This is a genomic window from Acidobacteriaceae bacterium (assembly GCA_028283655.1).
Classification (GTDB): Bacteria; Acidobacteriota; Terriglobia; order Terriglobales; family Acidobacteriaceae; genus Granulicella.
The window spans coordinates 1,251,050-1,272,751 of record JAPWKE010000003.1 but is presented as its reverse complement, the minus strand read 5'-3'; the positions used below and the strand labels follow the sequence as shown (position 1 = coordinate 1,272,751).

The following is a 21,702-nucleotide window of genomic DNA, read 5'->3' as shown; positions in this document are numbered from 1 at the left end:
ACAAAATACTTTTGATTAGCTCGGGGCACCTCAAATTAAAAGATAAAAGGGGATAGCCGAAGCCATCCCCATCCCGTCTACTGCAATATCGGCAATCGCGTCTTGACTTTCGTGACCTTGTAGTCGCGCCAATCGCTGAGGCTGAATCGTGCCTTCGCGCCAGGAGGACTGAACTCCATCAACTTCCCATCCGCTTCAGCAGGGTACTCACGAATCAATTCGCACCTCATCGGGTCGAGACGTTCCCCGTATTGCTCGGCCAGGTAGAGATTCAGTGCATTGATTCCTCTTTCGGTGAACTGATGGCTGGCTTGTTTGAACAGGAACCTGATTTCTTCCTGTTTGCAGCGGTCATATAGCTTCGCCGCGTTCGTTATATCCATCATTCGGTCTGCATAGTTCCACTCGCGTCCAGATTCACCACCGACTGCGACCCAATCAATACCTGTCAGGTCGATATCGGAGATATCGGTGAGCAATGGTTCCGCACTGATGAACCGAACGCGGCAGGGTATCGCCTGTAGAGCCGTTACACGGTCTATAGGCGTCATAATCATCCCCGTATGAAGGCACTTATAGGGTTTTTTAGAGCCGCAGGTCGTACCGAGCCAAACGTTCTCCCAGCCGTCTCCCCAATCCGCAGGGAGCCTATCAGCGATGAGGTGGGGCCTCTTCGTAAGGATCATCCAGTAAAGATTTGGTGTGTTCTTGATGGCGGCCCACGCAGCAGCGCGGTTCGCGTCTGCTGCTGGATCGAAGAAGTCGGATAGAGAGTTCGTGAAGACGATGGCTCGCTTTCCTGCTGCTTTGGCTTCGGCGTCGTAGCTGTAGGCTTCCTTCATTGCCGCTTCGATACGGTAATGTCTTTCCGCGAAAGACTTGCCCATGCGGTTCTCAATAAGAGATTCGGCATAGCAGTTCTTGCATTCAGCCGATACCTTGCCGCAACCAATCCACCAGTTCACCGTGTGGTGCGCCCAACTGATCTTCGTACCCTTAGCCATTACGCCACCACCTTGATTTCAACAGTGACGCTCATCCGGCGAAGAGCTGCGACGGATTCAATCACGCCGGTCAGGAATGAGATAGCCTCGACATCCCCAGCAGGTCCTTCTGAAATGGTTAGCTGCATTGCAAGACTGGCAAAATCTGCCACAGCTTCGGCATCGAGGGAATGATTGGATTCGAGACGGTTCGCCAACGAGCGAATCTCTCGCTGTTTCTGAAACTCTGGTTTGGCTGGCTTCTTTTGGGGATTCTCATCGCCATCCACCCAGCGAAGGATAGTGCGATCTGCATATCCTGTGACCTTAGCTAGTTCTTTCACTACTCGATACCAGCGTTTCGTTGCCTTTAATTCATCACGCATAGAGCGAAGATGCTCGCCTAACTTCAATCCTGTTGCCTTCGAGACGGTAGTGATCTCGCGTACGTCGGCGAGGAACTCTTCACGAACCGCTGTAGGAATATCGGCAAGTAGATTCGGGAGATTTCCTGTCAGCTCAGAATCTGACATTTTGTCAGGCGCCATTAGCGACCACCTGCAACCGGGCGAATGGGCTGATTATGATCTGCTTTCGCATAACGGTCGAGGTCGGCGACCATTACGAACACTTTGCCGCCATCGCGGACTGGCTTCAAGCGTTCCTGCTGGATTAGGTAATCGACAGAGCGGACCGAGAGAGACAGGTAAGCTGCTGAACCTTTGCGGTCCAGACGGACTGGCGAAATAGGAGCTTTCATGTGTGAAATAGACATAAATAGCCTCGAAACGGAAGTTTCGGAGCTATGCGGTCGAATCCGTCTGCAAGGTTCGCGCTACTCGGGGCGGAGTTCCCCTTCATCCGGCCAAGGATGACATTAGGCCTACAGGATGTCCGCTTCGATACGCCTACTCGTGTCCAGCGATGTTGCTGTGGATGCACTATTGACGGTCAGCAGTGTTCGACCGTGCGGTTTCCAGAAGCAGGGGAATCACCCTACGTCGTATCTGATGCAGAACTATGCAGTTCGATTCAGTGCCTTCATCGCCTCTGCTATGTGGCTCTGAGTGAGGTGAGTGTATCGGGCGCTCATTGCCATTGTGGAGTGTCCCAACACGCTCTGGATCACCTTCTGGTTCGCTCCGCTTGCTGCTAGGCGTGAACCAGCCGTGTGACGGCTGAGATCATGCCAACGAAGGTTCGTCTTGATGCCAGCTTCCTCTTTGGCCTTGGCGAACCATTCACGATTCTCTCGGATAGTGAATACACGTCCATCCAAGCGAAGACGCTCTGATTCATAGTTTTCGCCTCGGAGCCTATGAAGCTGGTCCTGAATGGCTTTTTGATCCTTTAGTGCCTCATGGACGCTTTCGGTCATCGGGATCACATGCGGTTTGCCGGTCTTTGTGTTCGGCAACAGAATCAAGCGGAGGTCAAAGTTGATGTCGATCTCCCACATAAGGGCGTACTGATTCCCTTTACGCATTCCGGTCTGAGAGGCAACGGTGATCTCATTAAGGTGTTCGCGGAATAGCAGCCGGGTGATTTCGTGATCTTCCGGTGTCTCGTCGATCCAGCATTGAACTACCTTACGCAGACGCGTCTCTTCGTCATCATCCATCCAGCGGGGGATTCCAAGCGGTACAGAATAGTGTTCGACATCGCTAGTAGGGTTCGACTTCAGCTTCTTACGCTCGATAGCGTATTCGTACACACCGCTTAAGGTCGTCTTGTAGCGGTTCATCGTGCCATTGGACCGTTGGAGCGATTCGAGGAAGTCTTTGACCTCATGCGGCTCAATAGAGTCCGCATAGCGGCCAGTGAAAGCCTTACGGATGGCCTTGAAGCGTGATTCCAGGTTGCCGATGCGAATCTGAGGATCGGCAACGTAGCCGACCTTCTTGCTGTTCTGGAGCTTCTCGCGTTCAGCCGTTTCCTTCTGCTTGGCCATGTACTCCGTTATGAGGTCTGTCAGCAGGAGATTAGAGACAGTGCCGCGCCTCTCTTGTTCAGAGCTGGTGAGCAGTGGGACTTTCGCTGTCGTCGGAAGACGCTCGCCAGTGAGGCGCATGAGCTGTACTTTATTGAGGTGTTCGATGGCCTGGGCCTGTGTTTTGAAAGTACGCCGTACGTCTTTGCCGGATGACCAGTAGCGGGCCGTCCATGTGACGCCGTTCTTGCCCTTCTGCTCGTACACTCCAGCGATATCGCCTTCGATAACCTTCGGCTTGCGTCCTCTTGGCATGAAATCTCCCTCGGACATTGTGGCACAAAAATCTGCCAGATTTCTGCCAGGTATATACCGTTAATTCGTGCAAGGGAGGTTCAGCTTGGTGCAATCTTAATCGTGTATAAGTGTAATAATATCAACAGATATACTGATTGCGGTGCAGGTCTGTGCGATGTCGTGCAAACCCATATGTTCGCCCTCTCAAGGCGAAGAGTCCGGGTTCGAGCCCCGGTAACGCTACCAAAAACCTCCTAAAATTAACTATTTGAGTGCTTACGTAGTTGGGTCTAGTCCGGCCATTTCTTTTGGCTGCACTTAATCTGCAGTAGGGCTTATTCCTACGACTAGCAGGGCGTAGAAAGCGCAAGCAACATACTTATCGATACACGATTGACTTGCATTCCCGTCAGCTGAACTTACCAGGCATTTAATGTGACACTATTGGCTCATGGATAGGGCATTACGGGACATGTGATCGAGACGATCGCAAGGGAAGTCAGCTTAACTCTGGATTGTCGGATTCCTAGCGTGCTCAGGCCTGCTCGGTTGGTGGTCATATACCTGCTTCATTCCTGGCTATGCCACCATGAAGCCCAATATAGCCTTTGTTTGGGACGTCCCTCGTTTGAAAGTACGGTCGCGGAACGTAGCCTCTACCGGTGCGCTGGTGCTCTAGTGTGCAGTTGCACGTGAGCATGGCACGCGTGATCGAGTAGCTGATGCATGCAAGGCTTTGCAATCCACGCTCGCGTTCGCATTCCTTGTCAGTCTCCTGATGGAAGTGCAGAGCTCCATTCTTCGGACAGGCAACCTTGCACTGATTCGGGTCGAAGAGCGGCTTCGAGATAATGACGTTGAATCGTCACGGATCCTTCAAAGGCATCGGTGATGCCGTGATCTTCGGTTCCGACACCTCGCGGGTGTCTTGTGCCGCAGAAATCTTCGCGAGGGAGAGAACGAGTGCGGTGGTGACGGAAAACAATGCGCGCATGTTTGTTCCTCCTTCGGTGGGTTGAGCTGCATTGGCTTGTTTTCTTAGCCGGGACTCCAAGGTGGTAGCTTGATCGGAAATGCCCAAGGTGCGACGCCGGAAACCTGGAGCTTCCTGCGATAGAGTTTCCCGCCGGCGGATACGAAGAGCACGTCGAACTGTGGTCCTCCGAAGGCGATTCCCGTTGCCACCGCATTTCCCGGAAGAGGGAGAATGGCTGCGACTCTTCCATTTCTGTCGAAGACTTGAATACCCAACGCAGTCGCAACGTATGCGCGGCCATCGCGATCCATTGCGATTTGTCCAGCTCCGCTCTGGTCGGCAGAAGGCGAAAGATCGAAAATGTAGAAGGGCTCACGGGCGTCCAAAGAGCCATCATCGCGCACACGGTAGTTCAGGCCGAAGCGTGAATCCTTCTGCGTGACGAAGAGCCAAAGTCCGTCGGGCGAAAATGCCAGGCCCGACGCATCATGCAGATCTGCGTCGAGCATTCGTGGTGTCCCATTCGTGGGCAGTATCCAGAGCTGATCGTGTCCATCCTGCGCCCGCACGAGGGCATAGATTTCGCCGCCACTTCTCACCGTCAGGTGCTGGATGTTCAACCGTTGCGTCCCCGTAGAAACGGTGGTCTCTACGCCGTTTGGAGAGATCCGTTGGATGTCGCCTAAGGCCTCGGCTACGAAGATTGTTCCCTCTGGCCCGATGGCATTCGGCCGATCCTCCGTCGCGGTGCAGGGGAGGCGTGGTGTATCGAGGGAAAGCCATCGTGGATCGTTCGCTTTTCCCCAGAGAATGCGGCCGACTTTGTCGGCATGGAGTTCCGTTGAAACAGAACAATCTGCGGAGATGACACGCCACCCCTCACCGCTCTTCAAGATCGTTTTCAGCACGCGATTTCCAGGAGGCTGCGCTACGATCGGTTGCGGCCAATCATGCCACAGCCAACGAACGGCTTCAGGAAAGATGGCTTTTGCATGGGCGCTGTTGTGCGTCCCTGCTCCCCACATGTGCCGTACGTCGTAGCCCGCGAACTCTAGTGCGCGGCTCATCGTGAGGTTGGACATCCACCAGTCGCCCATCTCGGCGCCTGCCCACTCATCATTCACGCCGTCTTCCATGAAGATACGGATCGGCTTGGGTTCAGTCTTTCGGACCTGCACATAATAGCTCTCGCCGCCGCGCATTCCGACGAACGTGCCGATAGATGTGAAGACTCGGTGGAAGGCCTCTGGATGTTGCCAAGCAACGGTGAAGGAGCCTATCCCACCAGTGCTACTTCCGGCGATGGCCCGTGCGTCAGGGTTGTCGATTAGGCGGATGGGCTTTCCATCGAGTGTGTGTTGCTGTTCGACGGCTGGGAGAATCTCATGGAGCAGAAAACGCGCCAGACGGTCGCTCATGGTGTCGAATTCCATGCTGCGATCAAACCGCGGGTTTTCTCCTGGCGTGCTCGACTCTACCTGCGCCGGTGAGACTCCGATCGCGATGGTGACAGGCATTGCGTGCTGCGCGATAAGGTTGTCGAAGACCGTCGGTGCGTTGAACCCAATTCCATCAAGAAAGATGAAAGTGCATGCTGGTTTGTCGGAATTGTATTCGGCAGGCACGTAGACCGTGATCGTTCGAGTGGTGCCCGGGAAAATCGTGGAGCTGCTCCATTCGAAACGAAAGGTCTTTCCGTGCGGCACGGTGGGCTGCGATTTTGAATCCGGACCGAGAGGGTAGTCGTTGAAAGGAGGAAGAGTGACTTCTTCTATGGGTGAAGGAGGTCGAGCTGATTCCGTACTTCTTGTTGGCGTGTTGCTTTCTTGGGAAATTGCAGAGGATTCGGTCAGAAGAAAGATTGCTACGAGGATCATCTGAGCTGAGCGTGCAGCGTATTGGAAGAACATGATGTTTCCATTCTGAGCGTGCAGCGTGAAATAACGCTCCTGCCGTTTGATGAATCTTTGGAATTCCTACTGAACGGTAATGATAACGGTCGTTTCATGGCTGATCGTGCCGCTGGTGGCGATCACTTTCACGGAGGTCGAGCCTGGTTGTGCATTCTGTTGCACAGCCAGCGGTTTGGTGCCACAGGCAGAGAGGCCGAAGGTGAACACGCAAGCCACGACTGTGAGTGCTAGTCCACGTAAGCCCCTCCGCCGAAAAAGACCGGCGAAGATAAGACCGCCCAGCGAGAGAGGTCCACAGAGATCGATGAATCCGATACGTGACTGCGTAGAAAGGCTTGCCGCGCTTTGGAGCCCCGTCTTGAATGTCAGTTTCGAATTGAGCACGGAGCTATTGGGCTGGAGTTGAAGCGAGACAGGGTCGAAGTTGCACGTCATCAGGGACGGTAGCCCCGAGCAGCTCAGAGACACGACACCGCTGAAGAGATCTAACGGGGCAAGCGAAACAAGCGTAGTTGTACTGCCGCTTCCAGAGGTGACAACCGAGGCGGGAGTCACTACAAGACTGTAGTCAGGAGCGACTACAGTCACGGTCACCGATCCGAAGGTGATCGCCGCGTAGTTGCTATCGCCCGGGTACTGTGCCGTATAGGTGTGAGATCCTGCCGACACTCCGCTGAGTGTGAGAGAGGCGATCGTTCCGTTGCCGCCGAGGTTCGCGGTGCCGACGATCGTGGATCCTTCCAGAATGTTGATGCCGGAAGTGGGTGCTGCACTATTCGCCACTGCTGGCTGCAGCATCACGTTCAGCGTGAACGTTGCAGGCGCAGTTTCCGTAAGAGTTCGTTGATTCGTCAGGGTGGTGTCGGACAGATAAAGCTCGCCTGCGAGATACACGAAAGCGCTGCTGCAATCGTATGGCGCTTCGCTGGAATCCGTGATGCCATTCGTCTCTGATATTCCCGTACCAGTCAGCGTTTGCAGGAGCGCTGGCGTCACCGGGCCTGGACCGAGTTGGACATTGATGAATTGCGGTGCGGGGTTCAGCATGGCCGCGGTCAGGGTGTTTGGAAACGTGACGTTGTCCAGAGTGAGCCCGGTTGGATAGGTCGCATTGAATCCCTGCAGCGCCACTTTTGTGTTGCTCGGGAGGTTCAACACATTCACGTTGTGGAGCGCCACGCTCTTGAAGTACGGATACTCCGTGCCTGTGCCGGAATCGTAAAAGGGATTTAGCTGAAGTGGATAGCGGAGGTTTTGCTCGCAGATGTTCTGGTAAACGATCCCTTCAATGGTGCCACCGCGATCTTCTGCTGATTTGATCCTCAAGCCTGTCGCGAAGTTGTCACCTACGGTCCCTGCAAAGTTCACATGCTCCACGAGAACGTTAGCGATCCCTCCGTTGGTGATACTTCCGATTGAGACACCGTGCCCGCCGTAGATGTGATCGTGCGAGACGGTGATGTTGTGTCCTGGATAGCTTGCGCTGCTAGAGCCGATCGCGACGTCGTCATCCCCATCGCTGATATAGGAGTTCGTGATCGTGATGTTATTGGATCCCGTTGGGTCGATGCCATCGGTATTGTCTGCGTCATGTGGCGTGACCACCTTGGCGTCCCACACGGTAAAGCCAGTCCCATCCTTATAAATCACGTGCATCTTGGGGGAGTTGCGCAGAGTGATCTTGTAGAGAATGAAACTATCGGCCTGTGTGGCTTGGATCATGACGGGATTACTCTGGTTTCCTCCGCCGTTAGCCGCGTTGTCCCACCAGCTATAAGTTTGCACGACTCCGCCGACGACGAGATGGTCGCCACCGCGCGCATCGATGATGCCGTAGCCCATGATGGCTGAACCTGCTGCACTGGTGCTGGTATTCTTCGCGATCGTGATGAGCGGTTTGCATCCTCCGCCGGATCCTGTCGTTGTGCCACAAGTGTCCGCAGCGCCGCTCACCTGATAGTCGGCGGGATTTCGTGATGCGAAGACGGTAACACCGCCATCTACCAGCAGAATTTTGCCTTGCGGAATCGTGATCGGCTGTATCAGGAACGCGTTATCGTTGCCGGCGGTGATCAGTTCGACGCACGCAGAGGTATTGAGTGCGCTTGTGATGCGGGAAGTGTCGAAGTTCGTCTCCGAGTTGGGCTCTCCGCTACTGATGTAGAGTGAGGCTGCCAGCGTCTGACAGCCCGAAGGAAAATCGGGTTCCGTGACGGTGCGGGCATCCTGTGCTGTGCATCTTGCTCCAAGAAGCAGCGCTAGTGCGGCTCCTGCTGTGACCATGACAATACGATGGAGCATGTGAAAGTAACCCGCAATTGAAATTTCTCGCATGATCCGAAAAAGCTGATCGTCAGACCAAAGGAGTCGGCATAACTGTAGTGCGCGTGACCGGATTACTGTCAAGGGATATCGTCGCTAGAGTCCGAGATTTGCGTAGCCTGGGAGTCGTGACGTTCGACCGGGAGCACTCAAAGTTCCACGGTGAAGGGAATGTTTTCGGGGCGTGACTTGTGATTTCCTCTTACGTGATCATGGTGCCGCAATCAGCAGTTTGTTATGGAAGTTGCCGCGCCAACAGTCCAAAATATTCCGCTTTCAGCCACTATCTACGGTCTTGACAATGGTCTGACCATCAGATTAGTGTGGCGGCGTCATGAAAAGCCTCCTGCATCCCACACCCGGCGCCGGCCCCGCCAATGACAGTCCTGGGCGCTCACGCGCTAAGGCGAGACTGTTGGGACTTTCTCTAATATTTGCTCTCTGGTGCGGCGGGATCCTCTCGCAGTCGATCGCCCAGAGTGCGCCATATCCATTGCCGTATCTGATTAATACAGTGGCGGGAGGAAGCGCGATTTGCTCGACGGCGGCAGACGCTATGGGAGATGGTTGCCCTGCGTTGCAAGCTAGCTTCAGCACTAACCTCACGGGCATCGCGGTGGATGCGCGAGGAAATCTCTACGTAGAGGACTCGAACAACAATTTGCTCCGTCGCGTCGATGCGAAGACCGGCATCATTACCGTGGCGGCGGGGACCACCTCGACGGGTGTGTGTGCAGCGACTCTGGACAAGTATGGTGACGGCTGTCCTGCATCCGATGGCCTGGCGAATGCGAGCGGAGGCTACACCGCGCTGGGGAAACCCTTTGCCATCGCGATTGCCGCGAATGGCGATATTTACATGACCGGCACAGCTTCCATCGTGCAGAAGGTCAGTGCAGCGACTGGTTTGATGAGTGTCGTTGCGGGCACTACCTCGCCAGCCGGAAAGTCGGGCTCGGCGGTTGCGGGATATACCGGGGATGGTGGCCCGGCAACGTCTGCCACCGTAAACGCGCCGCGCGGCGTTGCGGTGGATGCGGCCTACGACGTCTTCATCGCGGATTACGTGAACAACGTCGTCCGTGTGGTCTACAACGGGGGCGCTGCTGCCGCTGCGCAGATTACGGCTGCAAATCCGTCTGTGACAAACCCGGTCATCGGCTACATCTACACCATAGCTGGCAGCCAGTCCAAAACGGCTGGTACCACTGGAGATGGCGGTCCGGCTGGGGCTGCGCTACTCACGAATCCTTCGGATGTCGCAATCGACAGTTACGGTAATGTCTTCATCGTTGACCAGAGCAGTGTCGTTCGGATGATCTATGCGGGCGGCGGCGTGATGGGTATCTCTTCTCCGGTGGTTGGCAACATCTATACGGTGGCGGGAGGGGGCAGCGTCAAGGGCAACACGCTCAAGGCTATCCTCGGTACCACCGCGACGATGTCTGTGGTGCGGCGCATCGTGCTGGACCGCAAGGGTAATCTCTTCATCTCAGACAGTAAGCAGATTATCTGGTTTGAGGACTCGACTACGGGCTGGATGCGTCCGATTGCAGGTGTTTACGCGGGCAGTTCGCTTACGACAGGATGTGCACAGGAGACCGACTCCATCGGCAATAATTGTCCTGCGACCGTGGCGACGATTGCGCTCGGAAACGAAGGCTATGGACTGGCCGTTGATGCGAACGAGAACCTCTATATCTCCGATGCGTCTGCAGAGACGATCCGTAAGGTTTCGTCGGACCTGATCTTTTCGTCTACGACGGCGGGTGCTCCAAAGACGCAAACGGTTGAATTGCATTACGCAGTCGGCGACACTCCTTCCAGCAGCAACCCCCTGGTCTTCAGCGATAGCGATTACTCGGCGGCGACGCCTTCTTGTACGAAGAACGGCGACGGAACGACGGACTGCACAGTCGCGGTGAGCTTCACGCCTTCTATGGCGGGGACGGATCGCGCGACCTTGACCGCGACTGATTCGGCGGGCAATGTGCGCTCCATCGGATTTGAAGGAACTGGATCTGCCGCTGCGTTCGCGATCGATCCTGGAACCGCCAGCGTTTTGTCCGGAAGCTTGAGCCAGCCGAGTGGCGTTGCGAAGGACAATGCAGGGAACCTGTTCATCGCTGATACTGCGAACGACCGAGTGATGAAGTACAGCATCAGTTCCGCGACGATGACTGTTCTTGCTGGGACCGGGGTGGCGGGCTACAGCGGAGACGGACAGTCTGCGACGACTGCGACATTGTCTTCGCCCAGGGCCGTGACCGTTGCATCAGACGGCGCGGTATACATCGCAGACACGGGCAACAACGTGGTGCGGCGTGTCGATCCGGTGACAGGTACGATCTCGACTGTGGCTGGAGGCGCGTCGACGATTTGCTCTGCCGCGGCGAATATGGTCGGTGATGGTTGTCCTGGCACGCAGTCTATCTTCTCGTCTCCGGCGGGGTTGGTTGTGGACTCTAATGGTTTGCTTTATGTCGCTGATACGGGAAACAACCGTGTGCGCGCTGTGCCGCTGAACGGATCAGGTGTGGTCACGGTGGCCGGTGGCGGCAAGGCTTGTACCTCTGCGACGGACTTGATCGGCGACGGATGCAATGCGCTTCAGGCTGTTCTCTCTGGTCCAACACAGATACGCTTCGATCTCAGCGGCAATCTTTTGATCGCGGACACGGGCAATCACGAGATTCGTCGCGTGAATCTCACGGCGAGCGGGCAGGCGATCGTATCCCTCGCAGGCAATGGTCAGGCGGGCGGAGGCGGCGATGGAGGCCTGGCCATTTCCGCAGAGCTAAGTAGCCCTGTTGGGCTAGCGTTGGATGCAAGCGGCTCGATCTACGTGGGGGACACCGGCAATCAAGCGGTTCGTATGATCGACTCTGTCACCGGTGTGATTTCGACGATAGCGGGCTTCAATGGCGCCAGCGGTACGGGAATAGTACCTGGGCTTGCGACTGCGGTCGCTCTAGACCTTCCGCAGCAGATTGAGCTGGACAGCGCCGGGACGCTCTACATAGCCGACACGGGCAATAGCCGTGTGCTAGCTGTCAATCGCGATAGCGTCTCCATGGATTTCGGCAAGGTGAATCTCGGCCAGAGCAGTGCTATGCAGGCCTATATGATCACGAGTTCAGGCACGCTGACGGGCACCTTGGGTTCGCCGCTCACCACCTCCTCGGGAAGCACGTCGACCTTCAGTTTCGTGCCAGCGACGACAAGTGGCTGCAGTGCCTCACAGCAGCTTGCGTCCGGTGTGCAATGCGCAATGGCGGGACAATTCACACCGACGCAGAATGGCAATCAATCCGCCATCTATACATTTACTGGCAGCACGGGAATCAACGCACCGGTGCCATCCGTGACGCTGAAGGGAGGCGGTGTAACGCTCGTCTCTACAAGCGTTGCGGCTGCAATCACCACGCCTGCTTCGGGCACTCCGCAGTATGGATCGACTACAGTGCTGACAGTCACGGTGACGCCCGCTTCCCAAGGGACGACCAGCATCAGCGGAACCGTTACGTTGCAGATCGATGGCGTTTCACAAGCCGCTGTCGTGCTCTCTGCAAGTGGATCCAACGGAGTGGCCTCGGTGACGCTGCCATTGTTGAAGGTGGGGCCACACACGATCGGCGTGACTTATAGCGGCGACGATGTTTATGGTGGGAGCACCTCCAGCACGTTAACGCTGGCTGTTGCACAGGCGGCTACAAACGTTTTAGTCTCCGCCTCCCCCACGAGCGCAGTCCAGTTCCAAAGTGTGATCTTTACAGCCAAGGTCTCGACCTCAAGTAGCGCGGTCCCAACGGGTACGGTCACGTTCCTGAATGGGGCGACCACACTCTCTACCGCCACACTCACCGCCCAGGGGATCGCTACTTTCACGTCGGCTACACTCGACGTCGGCACTTACAGCATCGTTGCCCAATACAGCGGTGACGGTAACTTTGCCGCAAGTACAAGCACTCCTGCGCTGACGTTTGTGGTGGGTGCAGACCCGCAAGGCTTCACGCTTGCGGCGGCTTCGAGTGTCGTCTCGGTGGCCCAAGGGGGAGCAGTCCAAACGACCGTTGCGCTGACGCCCACGAATACGTTGAACGGCGTGGTGACGATGAGCTGCAGTGGACTTCCGGCAAACTCTTATTGCACTTTTCAGCCCCAGACGATGAGCTTCACTCCTGCGACCGACCAGGCGACGTCGGTAACGGTGACGCTGTGGACGAACGTTTCGCCCGGCACCGTTCCAACGCAGGCAAGTAATGTTCGCTTTGCCGGAGGAGTCTGGTATGCGCTTGCAGCGCCGCTCTTGACCTTGGCGTTTCGGCGTCGTCGGAGGATATGTTCTCAGGCGTTTCTGATGCTGTCCGCAGCTGCGCTTTTGTCCTTCGCCGGTTGCAGCACGAACACGCCGATCTCCGCAGTCACCCCAGCAGGGACGAGTTCTGTCGTCATCAAGGGCTCAGGTCCGAATGGCTTGCAGAGCTCCGTCTCCATCGCATTCACCGTCGTTCAGAAGTAAGACTTTGCCCATTTCAATCGAGCCGTTCCTCGAAGGAGCCAGCATGATGTACTCAATGATTCGCAGTGCTATTTCCCGCACCGCATGCGTAGCCGGTGCCATCTCTATCCTCGCTTTGTCAGGATGTGGCATGGGAGTGCTGCAAACACCCAGTGGTTCCACTGTCGGACAAAGCTATCAGGGAGCCGCGATGAAGGGCAGAGTCAACGGCGGACAGAACCCGGTGAGCGGCGCGAAGGTTTACCTGTACGCAGCAGGGAACTCTGCGGCAGCACATAACTACGGCACCGGAGCGACTTCGTTGTTGACCTCAGCCGTACTGACAAACAATACGTCGACGACAGACGCATCAAGCGCAACCGGCATCGGAGGCCAGGACGCTAATGGGCTTTACTACGTCGCCACAGACGCTCACGGCGCCTTCAATATTTCGAGCGACTATGCGTGCCCCGCAGCAATGGATGGATATCCCGCAGAGGTCTACCTGCTGGCAATCGGAGGAGACTCTGGCAGTGGCGCCAACAGCAGCATCGCGCTGATGGCGGCGCTGGGTCCATGCACTTCAGCCAGCGCACTGGCTGCTGCGGTGCCCTTTGTTCAGTTGAACGAGGTAACAACCGTTGCTGCGGTTTGGGCTTTGCAACAGTTCATGGCAGCCCCCTCCGGCACGGCAGGGTCAGTGAATATTGGCGCCCCCACCACGAACCTGGTTGGTATGCAAAATGCCTTCACGACTGCGACGAATCTCGCCGATGTGGCGACGGGTTTGGCTACACCGGTGAGCACAAACACCTGGGTATCGAACGAATCCGACCGTGAGTATACGCTGGCGGACATTCTTTCCTATTGCGTGAACGCGCCCTCGATCAGTTCGAGCTGCAGTGATCTTTTCGCGAGTGTCATTCCATCCTCCACCACGTTGAGCACCAAAGGTATCGCGCAAAGTACGCTCAACGCGCCAATGGATACGATTCAGGCAGCGTGGTACCTGGCGCAGTTTCCTACCAACATCGGCGGAACGGGATCGTGTGGATCAACCGGAGCCGCGTTTGCGTGCATCCAGGGGGTAGGCGCGCCTTTCATTGCAATGAGTTCCTCGCCGCCCGATTGGACGTTGGCGGTGGGCTACGCACCTGTATCTGGTAAGACGGCTTACGTAAATCAGGCGTACTCGGTTGCAGCCGACTTCTACGGCAACGTGTGGGTATCGAACTATAAGCTCGGCAGCGTGGTGGCGGTTGGGCCAAGCGGAAATGCGATGATGACCCCGATCACGAGCTACACCGTGGGCGCAGACAGCGGATTTGCCGCGACATTATCTTCCTATGGCATCACCAGCAGCACCGCGCCTGCATACACTCGCACCATTTCGTCGCCGCGCTCTATCGTCATCGATAGCTCGGGCAATGCCTGGTTGGCGGACTGGAACGGCAGTTACACCAATGAAGTGGCGATCTCGTCTTCGTCCTACTGCGGATCGTACACATCGACTTGCTACTTCGGTCAGGTTGCTGAGTTTCCTGCAGCGGCGGGGCCCGGAGCGACGTACAACGGGACGGCTACAGGCTATTACAGCGGCCTGTATCCTTTCGGAGCGGCTGCGGACGCAAGCGGTAACGTGTATTTCACCCAGGCCGGGGGCAGTACAAACCCGGGCTCGAAGGTGCTTGGAAAGTTCAACGCATCGGGCGCCTACACGGTGGGGGCCAGCATTGGCACACATCCTTACACCGTCATCGTGGACAATACATCGTCTTCGTCGGCCACGAACGCTCCGCTGATTTGGGTCAACGATCAATCGGGTTGTACGGCAACGGCTGGCGGTGACGCATCGGTCATTCTGCAAATCCTTTCGGGTTCGCTAGCAACCAACAGCAGTTACAACGGTCTTATCGGGGCCAACACTGGATGCAGCGGCAAGGACGCGATCGCGGCGAATACGGGCGCTGTGATGGGCATGGCCGTGGACTCGGCGAATAACCTTTGGCTCGCCAACGCGGCCACAGAATTTGGATCCACATCCAACCTCGGCACAACGGGAGCCACCAACACCGTCACCTATGGCGTGCGCACGATCATCGGCAGCAAGGCTCTCATCTCAACCACGGCGGGCTCCGGAAGCGTGAACTCGGCTTCCGGAGCAGGTGGCCTGAGCAACCCGCAGTTCTTGGCAATCGACGGTGCAAACAACGCGTGGGTGGCTAACTTAACCTCTTCGGCTATCAGCGAATTCAGCGTGTCGAACGTTGGAACGACATCGATGGCGATCAATGCGCTCTCCGGTTCCAGCGGATACACGCATGCGGAAACCGGTTCGGCGATTACGGGCGGCGAAGGAATTGCAATCGATCTTTCCGGCAATGTGTGGATCGCCAACTTCACCGGAGGCACCACATACCTGACTGTGTTGGTCGGTGCAGCAACTCCGGCGGCTCCGGTGATTCCGGGGATGCTTGGCGTAGCGCCGTAGCGCTGCGAACGCGATTATGTACAGCAACAGGAAGGACAAGAAGGATGCTACAGAGAGTTCGCTGGGGCTTTTGGTGCGCCATCGTTTGGGTATCGACCACAATCGCGTTTGCGCAGCAGGGTGGCAGCGTGTCCGGGCAGGTCTCCGACCCGACAGGGGCAACGGTAGCGGGTGCCAGCGTCACATTGACGTCCACGGATCGTGGCTCGGCGAGAGCCGTGAAGACAAACGAACGAGGCGAATATCTTTTCTCGAATGCCCAACCGGGTTTATACACCCTTACCGTGACGGCGCCATCGTTTCAGACCTACATCGATCAGGATCTGAAGCTTGAAACGGATCAGAATGTGCGCATGGATGCTCGGCTCATCCTGGGTTCCGTGCAAAGCGAGGTAATTGTCACATCTTCCGGCTCTGAAGTGGATACGCGTTCGGCGACCATCGGGGTGCTAATCGAGAAGAAGCTAGTAGAAGATCTACCAATTGATGCGGGCAATGTTGTGAACCTGGCGGCGCTGCTTCCTGGCGTCGCGAGTGTGAACGCGCCGGCTACCTTCACTGCGGAGAACAGTGGGCCAACGTATTCCGTTTCTGGTTCGCGCAGCAACCAGAATCTTTTCCTGCTCGACGGCGCCCTATGGAATAACCTCTACTACAACACCGGGCTCAATTATCCGCCGCGACAGGCGCTGCAGGAAGTCAGCGTGCAACTGAATAACTATAAGGCGCAGTTCGGCCGCAGCGTAGGCAGTGTCTTCAACGTCATCACAAAAGCTGGCACAGATACCCTGCACGGTTCGGTTTGGGAGTACGCGCAAAACAGCGCGTTCAACAGCTCAGACTACTTTACAAAGATCAATCCACACCTAGTTAGTAATCAGTTTGGCTTCACGCTGGGTGGGCCAATTCTGCGCGACAAACTTTTCTACCAACTCACCTATCAGGACCTTCGCATCTCGGGCACGAACATCGGCAACATTGAAACGCCTACGCTCGATGAGCGCGGTATGGCGGCTGACGGTGTAACGCCCAGACCCTGCTCTTCGGCCGGCTATTTTGCAGGTATGGGGCAGTGTGCTTACTTCGGCTCATCCACCGATGCGGGCACAAAGGCGCAGAATCGCATTCTGCTAAATCCCCTCTACGACACGGGTACAGGCTATGCCTCCTATGTGCGGAGCATGATCAATACCGCTTATACCGTTGCCGGAGGAACGCTGGCTTCAGGGCAAGACTCGCCTTGCGTCAACGTCTGGCTGAACCTGTTGGCGGCCCATACGGGCACGGCGGGCAAGTATCTTACGACGCCGGAGATTCCCAGCGTCTGCTTCAGCCCGGTTGTGCAGAACGTCATTCACCGCGGCTATCTTCCGTTGCCAACTCAGATCGGATACAACGATGTCCCGGTTGCGGTAACGCAAGCACGACTGCCGCGTAACGATCAGAATGCGCTGCTTCGCTTGGACTACCAGTACAAGCGACACAGCATCGATGCCCGCTACTACCAACAAAATGCCGATGACCACTCCGCCCCTGGAGTGGCCACAGGCAGTTCGTCTGGTGGATCCCTGGGCCCCAACGCAGGCAATGCGAACTACGAAATCACCTATAACACGGGAAAGAACCGTCTGGGCAGCATCGGAGATACATGGGTTATCACGCCGAACCTATTCAACGTGGCGCGTGCTGCATATAAACGTTACGTCAATGTGATCTACCCGCAGGACCAGACCTCCTTGCAGGATCTTGGCTCCGCGATCACCATTCCCGGTGTTCCATCGCTGCCGTACTTCGGGGTTACTGGGAGGTTTACGCTGGGCACGCTCTCTGATGGTTACCAGTACCGCGTCAACGGCAGTCTCCAGATTGATGACTCGGTGAGTTACCAGCACAGTCACCACAACATTATGTTTGGCGCGGAATGGCTGCGGCTCGAATATCTGAATCATACTCAGACTCCTGGAGAACTCTCCTATGCTTCCACATACAGCGATCTGCAGATCGCCGACTTTATGCAGGGGTTGGTGAAAGCAGAGACGCTCCAAAGTCCGCTAGAGCTCTCCGGTCGAGAGCGCGCACTCTATCTCTTCGTGCAGGACGATTGGCGAGCGCTTCCTCGTTTGACGATCAGTGTGGGTCTTCGTTATGAGCTTCCCTGGCAGTGGTATCAGCCGAAAGGACATAGCGAAACGTTTATCCCGGGCTACCAGTCGCAGGTATTCACGAACGCTCCAGGCGGCCTGGCGTTCTATGGCGACAAGAGTATAAGGAAATCACTGGTGCCAACGGACTACAACGAGTGGCAACCACGACTGGGAATCGCCTATGATCTTTTCGGAAATGGGAAGACGTCAATCCGCGGCGGTTTCGGCGTCTTCTTCGACGCGATCAATGCGAACGTGGTCGGAGCGGGGCAGCCCTACTATTACAACTTCCAGTTCAGTACACCACCTGGAGGCACCTCCGAGCCGCTGCTCAATTTAATTGCGGGTAATCCTCCGGGTATCCCGTCAGGCTATGCAGGTACAGGCACACCTTTGTTTCTCGGACCCTACAGCGTGTTCTATCCGGATCCGAATTTTCGCTCCTCCTACACGATGGCGGGCAACGTTGGCTTTCAGCAGCAGGCGGGAAAATTTGGTGTTCTAGAGATGAACTATGTGCTGAAGCTGGGTCGCAAACTGAGCCTGCCTGTTGACCGTAATCCTGCCATTTACGACTGTTCAGGCGCGTACTACAAGGCAGATCCAGTTACATACTGCACCGGCGCCAACGCTACGCTAGCCTCCTACAGCGCGCGCGCACGTTATCCCGGATACAACGCCAGCGGGAGCAGTATCGTCGACCTCGAAAGCGTGGGCACGGCGAACTACAACGGTCTGCAGATACAGTATCGGCGACGCACGGGCAAGAACCTCACACTCATCGGCAGTTATACGTATTCGCGTTCCCTGGATGAGGGGACCAATGGGCTTTCGCTGAGCAATGCGATTCCGAACGTCGACAACATTAGTACCCAATACGGCCCTTCGGATAGCAATGTGAAACACAATGGGACTATGGGGTGGGCACTTGTCATGCCCACCTTACACCGTGGCATTATGCCGTTACGTGCAGTGCTGAATGGGTGGGAGTATAGCGGCATTTACTCCGTACGGACGGGACTGCCGATCAATGTAGTGGCCGATGGCGACCCGAACTACAGTAACGAACCCAATCAACGCCCTAGTCTGATGCCCGGTGCCAATCCAAAACTGCCTTCCGGTCGACACCGTGCTGACAAGATCAATAATTGGTTCGACGGAACAGCCTGCAATGCTGCACAGATCGCGGCGGGAACAGCCTCCGGCTGCGTTTGGCTGATTCCAGGTCCTGGACAGTTCGGCAACGTTTCCCGCAACTTTCTTGTAGGGCCTGCATTTACACGAATCGATATGTCCGCGCAGAGATTTTTTCAGTTGAAGAAGATCCGCGATACAGCTCGGCTCACTTTTCGTGCTGACGCTTTCAACGTCTTCAACACAGTCAATCTCGCACAACCTAAGAGCACCGTCGCCCCGCTCAACAATGTGCAGGCCGGTTACATCTCCGCCAGTACCGGAAGCAATACCGTGGCTGGGCCAGTAGGCCGCAGACTCCAACTCTCCGCAACGTTTTATTTCTGAGAGCCAGCACCATCCTCTCATCGATTGCAAACGAACAAATAGAAAGAAGAGGTAATAACCCTATGAAATGGCGATTGTCCGTATTCTGCCTGATGGCCTCACTCTCATTGCTCAGCATCGCGCAGAAGAAGGGAACTCCGTCTCTCGTAGCGAAGGTGGATGACAAGGAAAAAGTAGCTTCAACGATCCGCATCGTTCTCGCTGGGGATTCCACCGTGAATCACTCGTCGGGTTGGGGCTCGGGCTTCTGCGACGATCTTGTGGGCCATGTAGAGTGCTTCAACATGAGCAAGAACGGACGCAGTACAAAAAGCTTTCGTGACGAAGGTTGGTGGCAGCGTGCTCTGGACCTGAAGCCGACTTACATCCTCATCAGCTTCGGGGGAAACGACGTACCGGGGAAAGGTCCGGAGCGAGAAACAGATCCAAAGACGACTTATCCCGAACTGCTGAAGAAAGATATTCGCGAAGCACGTGCGATCGGCGCGAAGCCTGTGCTTGTGACGCCGATGCAGATTCGCACCTACAAAGAGGGGAAGCTGCTGGAGCCGTGGGCTGCTTATGTTGAGGCTATGCGGCAAGTAGGTACAGAGACGGGAACTCCTCTGGTCGATCTCAATGCGCACTCGCTCGCATGTTTTGAATCCATGAACCAGGAACAGGCCGATGCCTACAACAAGTACTATGCGAGCAAACCGTCAACGATCGACCGTGCCCATATGAATGCGCGCGGCTCGCAAATGCTCGGCAGAATGGTTGCCGAAGATATGGTGAAAGTGGTGCCAGCACTCACAAAATACGTCACGATGCAGAACCCTCCGGCGGAGATCCCGCCTTGCAACTGACGTGCGGGGGGCCGCAAATGATCAGCGACCGTGCAGCCGCGCCATCCCCGCGCTCAGGATAGCTGGGCCTTCTCTTTGCGGTAGCGAGTAAGCGCCGCAAGCAGATGACCTTCCATCGCGCGCTTTGCTTCTTCCGGTTGCCGCTTCGCAATCGCGTTCAAAATTGCTCTATGTTCCTTCTGAGACAGAGGAACGGCCTTCGGCAACAGAAGAGCCTGATGTACCCCCTGGGAAAGCTGACCGCGAATGAGCGACACCATTTCGAACAGCAGAACGTTTGAAGACGCCTCCGCAATCTTGATGTGAAACTCCATATCAAGAGCTTCGTACTTCGCGGTGTTTCCGAGATTATTCTCCATACGTTCTAAGAGAGTCTTGAGCTCGGCAATATGCTCTTCGGTGGCGTTGCGAGCCGTATCTGCCACGGTAGCGCCTTCGAGCGCCAAGCGAACTGTCATGAGGTGCTCTAGATCATGATCGGTAGTGACAAGGCGCCATTCAAAGAGCTTCCCTAAAAAGCGACCCCCATTCGCAGCCACCGATGTTCCTTCTCCAACACGGGCATCCAGTACACCGATGATGGATAGGCAACGCAACGCTTCGCGGAGGGAAGATCTTCCAACTCCGAAGGTTGCGCATAGATCGCGCTCTGCGGGTAAACGTTGACCTGGCTTCAACTCTCCGCTTGCAATCAACTTCATGATCTGCTGTGCGATATCTTCACACACGGAAGTCTTCGGAACGGCTCTCAAGGGAATTCGCGGTGTTTTTGTTCTTCCAGTCATAGATAAATCAGCAAACCGTTTTCGAAATTGGACAAATTGTCAGACCGAGTATACCGCTTGCTACAAGCACTCTTGACCATTGACGATTCGAGACGCCTGTGAAGCCTTGACAAGGTCATCACGTGCCGCGCATACTTCTTCGAATCACATTGGTCTGACGATCAGCCTTAATTACATTCAGAAGGATTAATCGAATATGCGTCAACTCGCCCAATCCGCTATTAGATTGTCGTTGTCCGTGGCTCTTGCTCTTACTTGTTCGCTAGGTGCTACGGCGCAAAATTCATCTGATCCCGATGGGACGCCACACAACGCCCCGTTGGAGAAGGTAACCTGGCACAATCCAGACGCTAAAGTGAAACTAGTTCTTGTGGGAGATTCGACTGTGCAGGATTCGTCAGGTTGGGGCCCTGGTTTTGAAGCCTTGCTCAGACCCGATATTGAATGCCTGAACTTAGCAAAAGGTGGTCGAAGCTCGAAATCGTTCCGTGTGGAAGGCCGCTGGGCGCAAGCGCTTTCCCTGAAGCCCGATTACATCATTCTAGGCTTCAGTCACAACGACATTCATCGCGACAAGCCCGAGCGCTACACGACGGTCGACGAGTTTCGTGCCAACATCAAGCGCTTTGTAGACGAGGCCAAGGCCGCAGGTATCAAGCCGATACTTATGACATCTCTGGGCATTCGTCGTTGGGATAAAGAGGGTCACTTCGAGGACACGGCAGCTCTCATCCCGTATGAGCAGGCCACCCGCGATGTAGCCGCGGAGGAAAACATCCCATTGATCGACATCGTCAAACTGACGACAGCGTTTTATATCTCCAAGGGGAAAGCCGCCATCGACACAGACTCGCCGCTCCGGAATGGGAAGATCGACAATTCTCACCTGAATCATCAAGGTGCAATGGAGATCGGAGCATTGATTGCTCAAGAAACAAAAACTGACGTTCCCGCTCTAGCTCCTTATATCAAGTAACTTTTCGTCCTTAGGAAT

The 21,702-nt window shown here is 55.7% G+C and carries 13 protein-coding genes and 1 pseudogene; 5 read left to right on the top strand and 9 right to left on the bottom strand.

From position 1 onward, the window contains the following. Positions 1-77: 77 nt before the first annotated feature. The 7 genes from PW792_08180 to PW792_08150 form a co-directional block, all read right to left on the bottom strand. Positions 78-1,004, bottom strand: a complete 927-nt coding sequence (locus PW792_08180; GenBank protein MDE1161910.1) for a DUF5131 family protein — start codon at positions 1,002-1,004, stop codon at positions 78-80. Beyond that, on the bottom strand, positions 1,004-1,531 hold the full coding sequence (locus tag PW792_08175) for a hypothetical protein (GenBank protein MDE1161909.1): 528 nt from the start codon (positions 1,529-1,531) through the stop codon (positions 1,004-1,006). The genes PW792_08180 and PW792_08175 overlap by 1 nt, the downstream gene beginning before the upstream one ends. Further along, complete coding sequence (locus tag PW792_08170) at positions 1,531-1,758, bottom strand: hypothetical protein (GenBank protein ID MDE1161908.1); 228 nt, start codon at positions 1,756-1,758, stop codon at positions 1,531-1,533. Before PW792_08170 ends, PW792_08175 begins: the two co-directional genes overlap by 1 nt. Positions 1,759-2,001: 243 nt before the next feature. After that, positions 2,002-3,246: a site-specific integrase gene (locus PW792_08165; protein MDE1161907.1), complete on the bottom strand. Its 1,245-nt coding sequence runs from the start codon at positions 3,244-3,246 to the stop codon at positions 2,002-2,004. An 829-nt stretch (positions 3,247-4,075) separates the two neighbouring features. Next, complete coding sequence (locus tag PW792_08160) at positions 4,076-4,204, bottom strand: hypothetical protein (GenBank protein MDE1161906.1); 129 nt, start codon at positions 4,202-4,204, stop codon at positions 4,076-4,078. A gap of 44 nt (positions 4,205-4,248) precedes the next feature. Then, entirely contained in the window at positions 4,249-6,063 is a 1,815-nt protein-coding gene (locus tag PW792_08155) for an alpha/beta hydrolase-fold protein (protein MDE1161905.1), read from the bottom strand. Positions 6,064-6,162: 99 nt separating this feature from the next. Further along, positions 6,163-8,400, bottom strand: a complete 2,238-nt coding sequence (locus PW792_08150) for a glycosyl hydrolase family 28 protein (protein MDE1161904.1) — start codon at positions 8,398-8,400, stop codon at positions 6,163-6,165. 436 nt (positions 8,401-8,836) lie between these two features. On the opposite strand from PW792_08150, the gene PW792_08145 reads away from it, so the two are divergent. The 4 genes from PW792_08145 to PW792_08130 all read left to right on the top strand — a co-directional run bounded on the left by PW792_08145 (position 8,837) and on the right by PW792_08130 (position 19,923). Beyond that, entirely contained in the window at positions 8,837-12,943 is a 4,107-nt protein-coding gene (locus PW792_08145) for an Ig-like domain repeat protein (protein MDE1161903.1), read from the top strand. A 130-nt stretch (positions 12,944-13,073) separates the two neighbouring features. Next, entirely contained in the window at positions 13,074-15,413 is a 2,340-nt protein-coding gene (locus tag PW792_08140) for a hypothetical protein (GenBank protein ID MDE1161902.1), read from the top strand. 44 nt (positions 15,414-15,457) lie between these two features. Next, positions 15,458-19,078: a TonB-dependent receptor gene (locus tag PW792_08135; protein MDE1161901.1), complete on the top strand. Its 3,621-nt coding sequence runs from the start codon at positions 15,458-15,460 to the stop codon at positions 19,076-19,078. A gap of 155 nt (positions 19,079-19,233) precedes the next feature. Then, positions 19,234-19,923 carry a rhamnogalacturonan acetylesterase gene (locus tag PW792_08130; GenBank protein ID MDE1161900.1) on the top strand — a complete coding sequence of 230 codons (690 nt, stop codon included), beginning with the start codon at positions 19,234-19,236 and terminating at the stop codon, positions 19,921-19,923. 53 nt (positions 19,924-19,976) lie between these two features. Here the strand turns inward: PW792_08130 and PW792_08125 are convergent, their stop codons facing one another. Then, a complete protein-coding gene (locus tag PW792_08125) occupies positions 19,977-20,381 on the bottom strand; it encodes an FCD domain-containing protein (protein MDE1161899.1) in 405 nt (134 codons plus the stop codon). 90 nt (positions 20,382-20,471) lie between these two features. Beyond that, positions 20,472-20,708: pseudogene (locus PW792_08120) on the bottom strand (GntR family transcriptional regulator). A gap of 196 nt (positions 20,709-20,904) precedes the next feature. Here PW792_08120 and PW792_08115 point away from each other — a divergent pair. Then, a complete protein-coding gene (locus PW792_08115) occupies positions 20,905-21,684 on the top strand; it encodes a rhamnogalacturonan acetylesterase (GenBank protein MDE1161898.1) in 780 nt (259 codons plus the stop codon). Positions 21,685-21,702 lie beyond the last annotated feature (18 nt).

Excerpts from the sequence above, each read along its gene's own strand:
- PW792_08155 (MDE1161905.1), bottom strand. The coding sequence starts at position 6,063 with ATGATCCTCGTAGCAATCTTTCTTCTGACCGAATCCTCTGCAATTTCC.
- PW792_08115 (MDE1161898.1), top strand. The coding sequence starts at position 20,905 with ATGCGTCAACTCGCCCAATCCGCTATTAGATTGTCGTTGTCCGTGGCT.
- PW792_08175 (MDE1161909.1), bottom strand. The coding sequence starts at position 1,531 with ATGGCGCCTGACAAAATGTCAGATTCTGAGCTGACAGGAAATCTCCCG.
- PW792_08165 (MDE1161907.1), bottom strand. The coding sequence starts at position 3,246 with ATGTCCGAGGGAGATTTCATGCCAAGAGGACGCAAGCCGAAGGTTATC.
- PW792_08140 (MDE1161902.1), top strand. The coding sequence starts at position 13,074 with ATGGGAGTGCTGCAAACACCCAGTGGTTCCACTGTCGGACAAAGCTAT.
- PW792_08170 (MDE1161908.1), bottom strand. The coding sequence starts at position 1,758 with ATGTCTATTTCACACATGAAAGCTCCTATTTCGCCAGTCCGTCTGGAC.
- PW792_08125 (MDE1161899.1), bottom strand. The coding sequence starts at position 20,381 with ATGACAGTTCGCTTGGCGCTCGAAGGCGCTACCGTGGCAGATACGGCT.
- PW792_08135 (MDE1161901.1), top strand. The coding sequence starts at position 15,458 with ATGCTACAGAGAGTTCGCTGGGGCTTTTGGTGCGCCATCGTTTGGGTA.
- PW792_08160 (MDE1161906.1), bottom strand. The coding sequence starts at position 4,204 with ATGCGCGCATTGTTTTCCGTCACCACCGCACTCGTTCTCTCCCTCGCG.
- PW792_08180 (MDE1161910.1), bottom strand. The coding sequence starts at position 1,004 with ATGGCTAAGGGTACGAAGATCAGTTGGGCGCACCACACGGTGAACTGG.
- PW792_08150 (MDE1161904.1), bottom strand. The coding sequence starts at position 8,400 with ATGCTCCATCGTATTGTCATGGTCACAGCAGGAGCCGCACTAGCGCTG.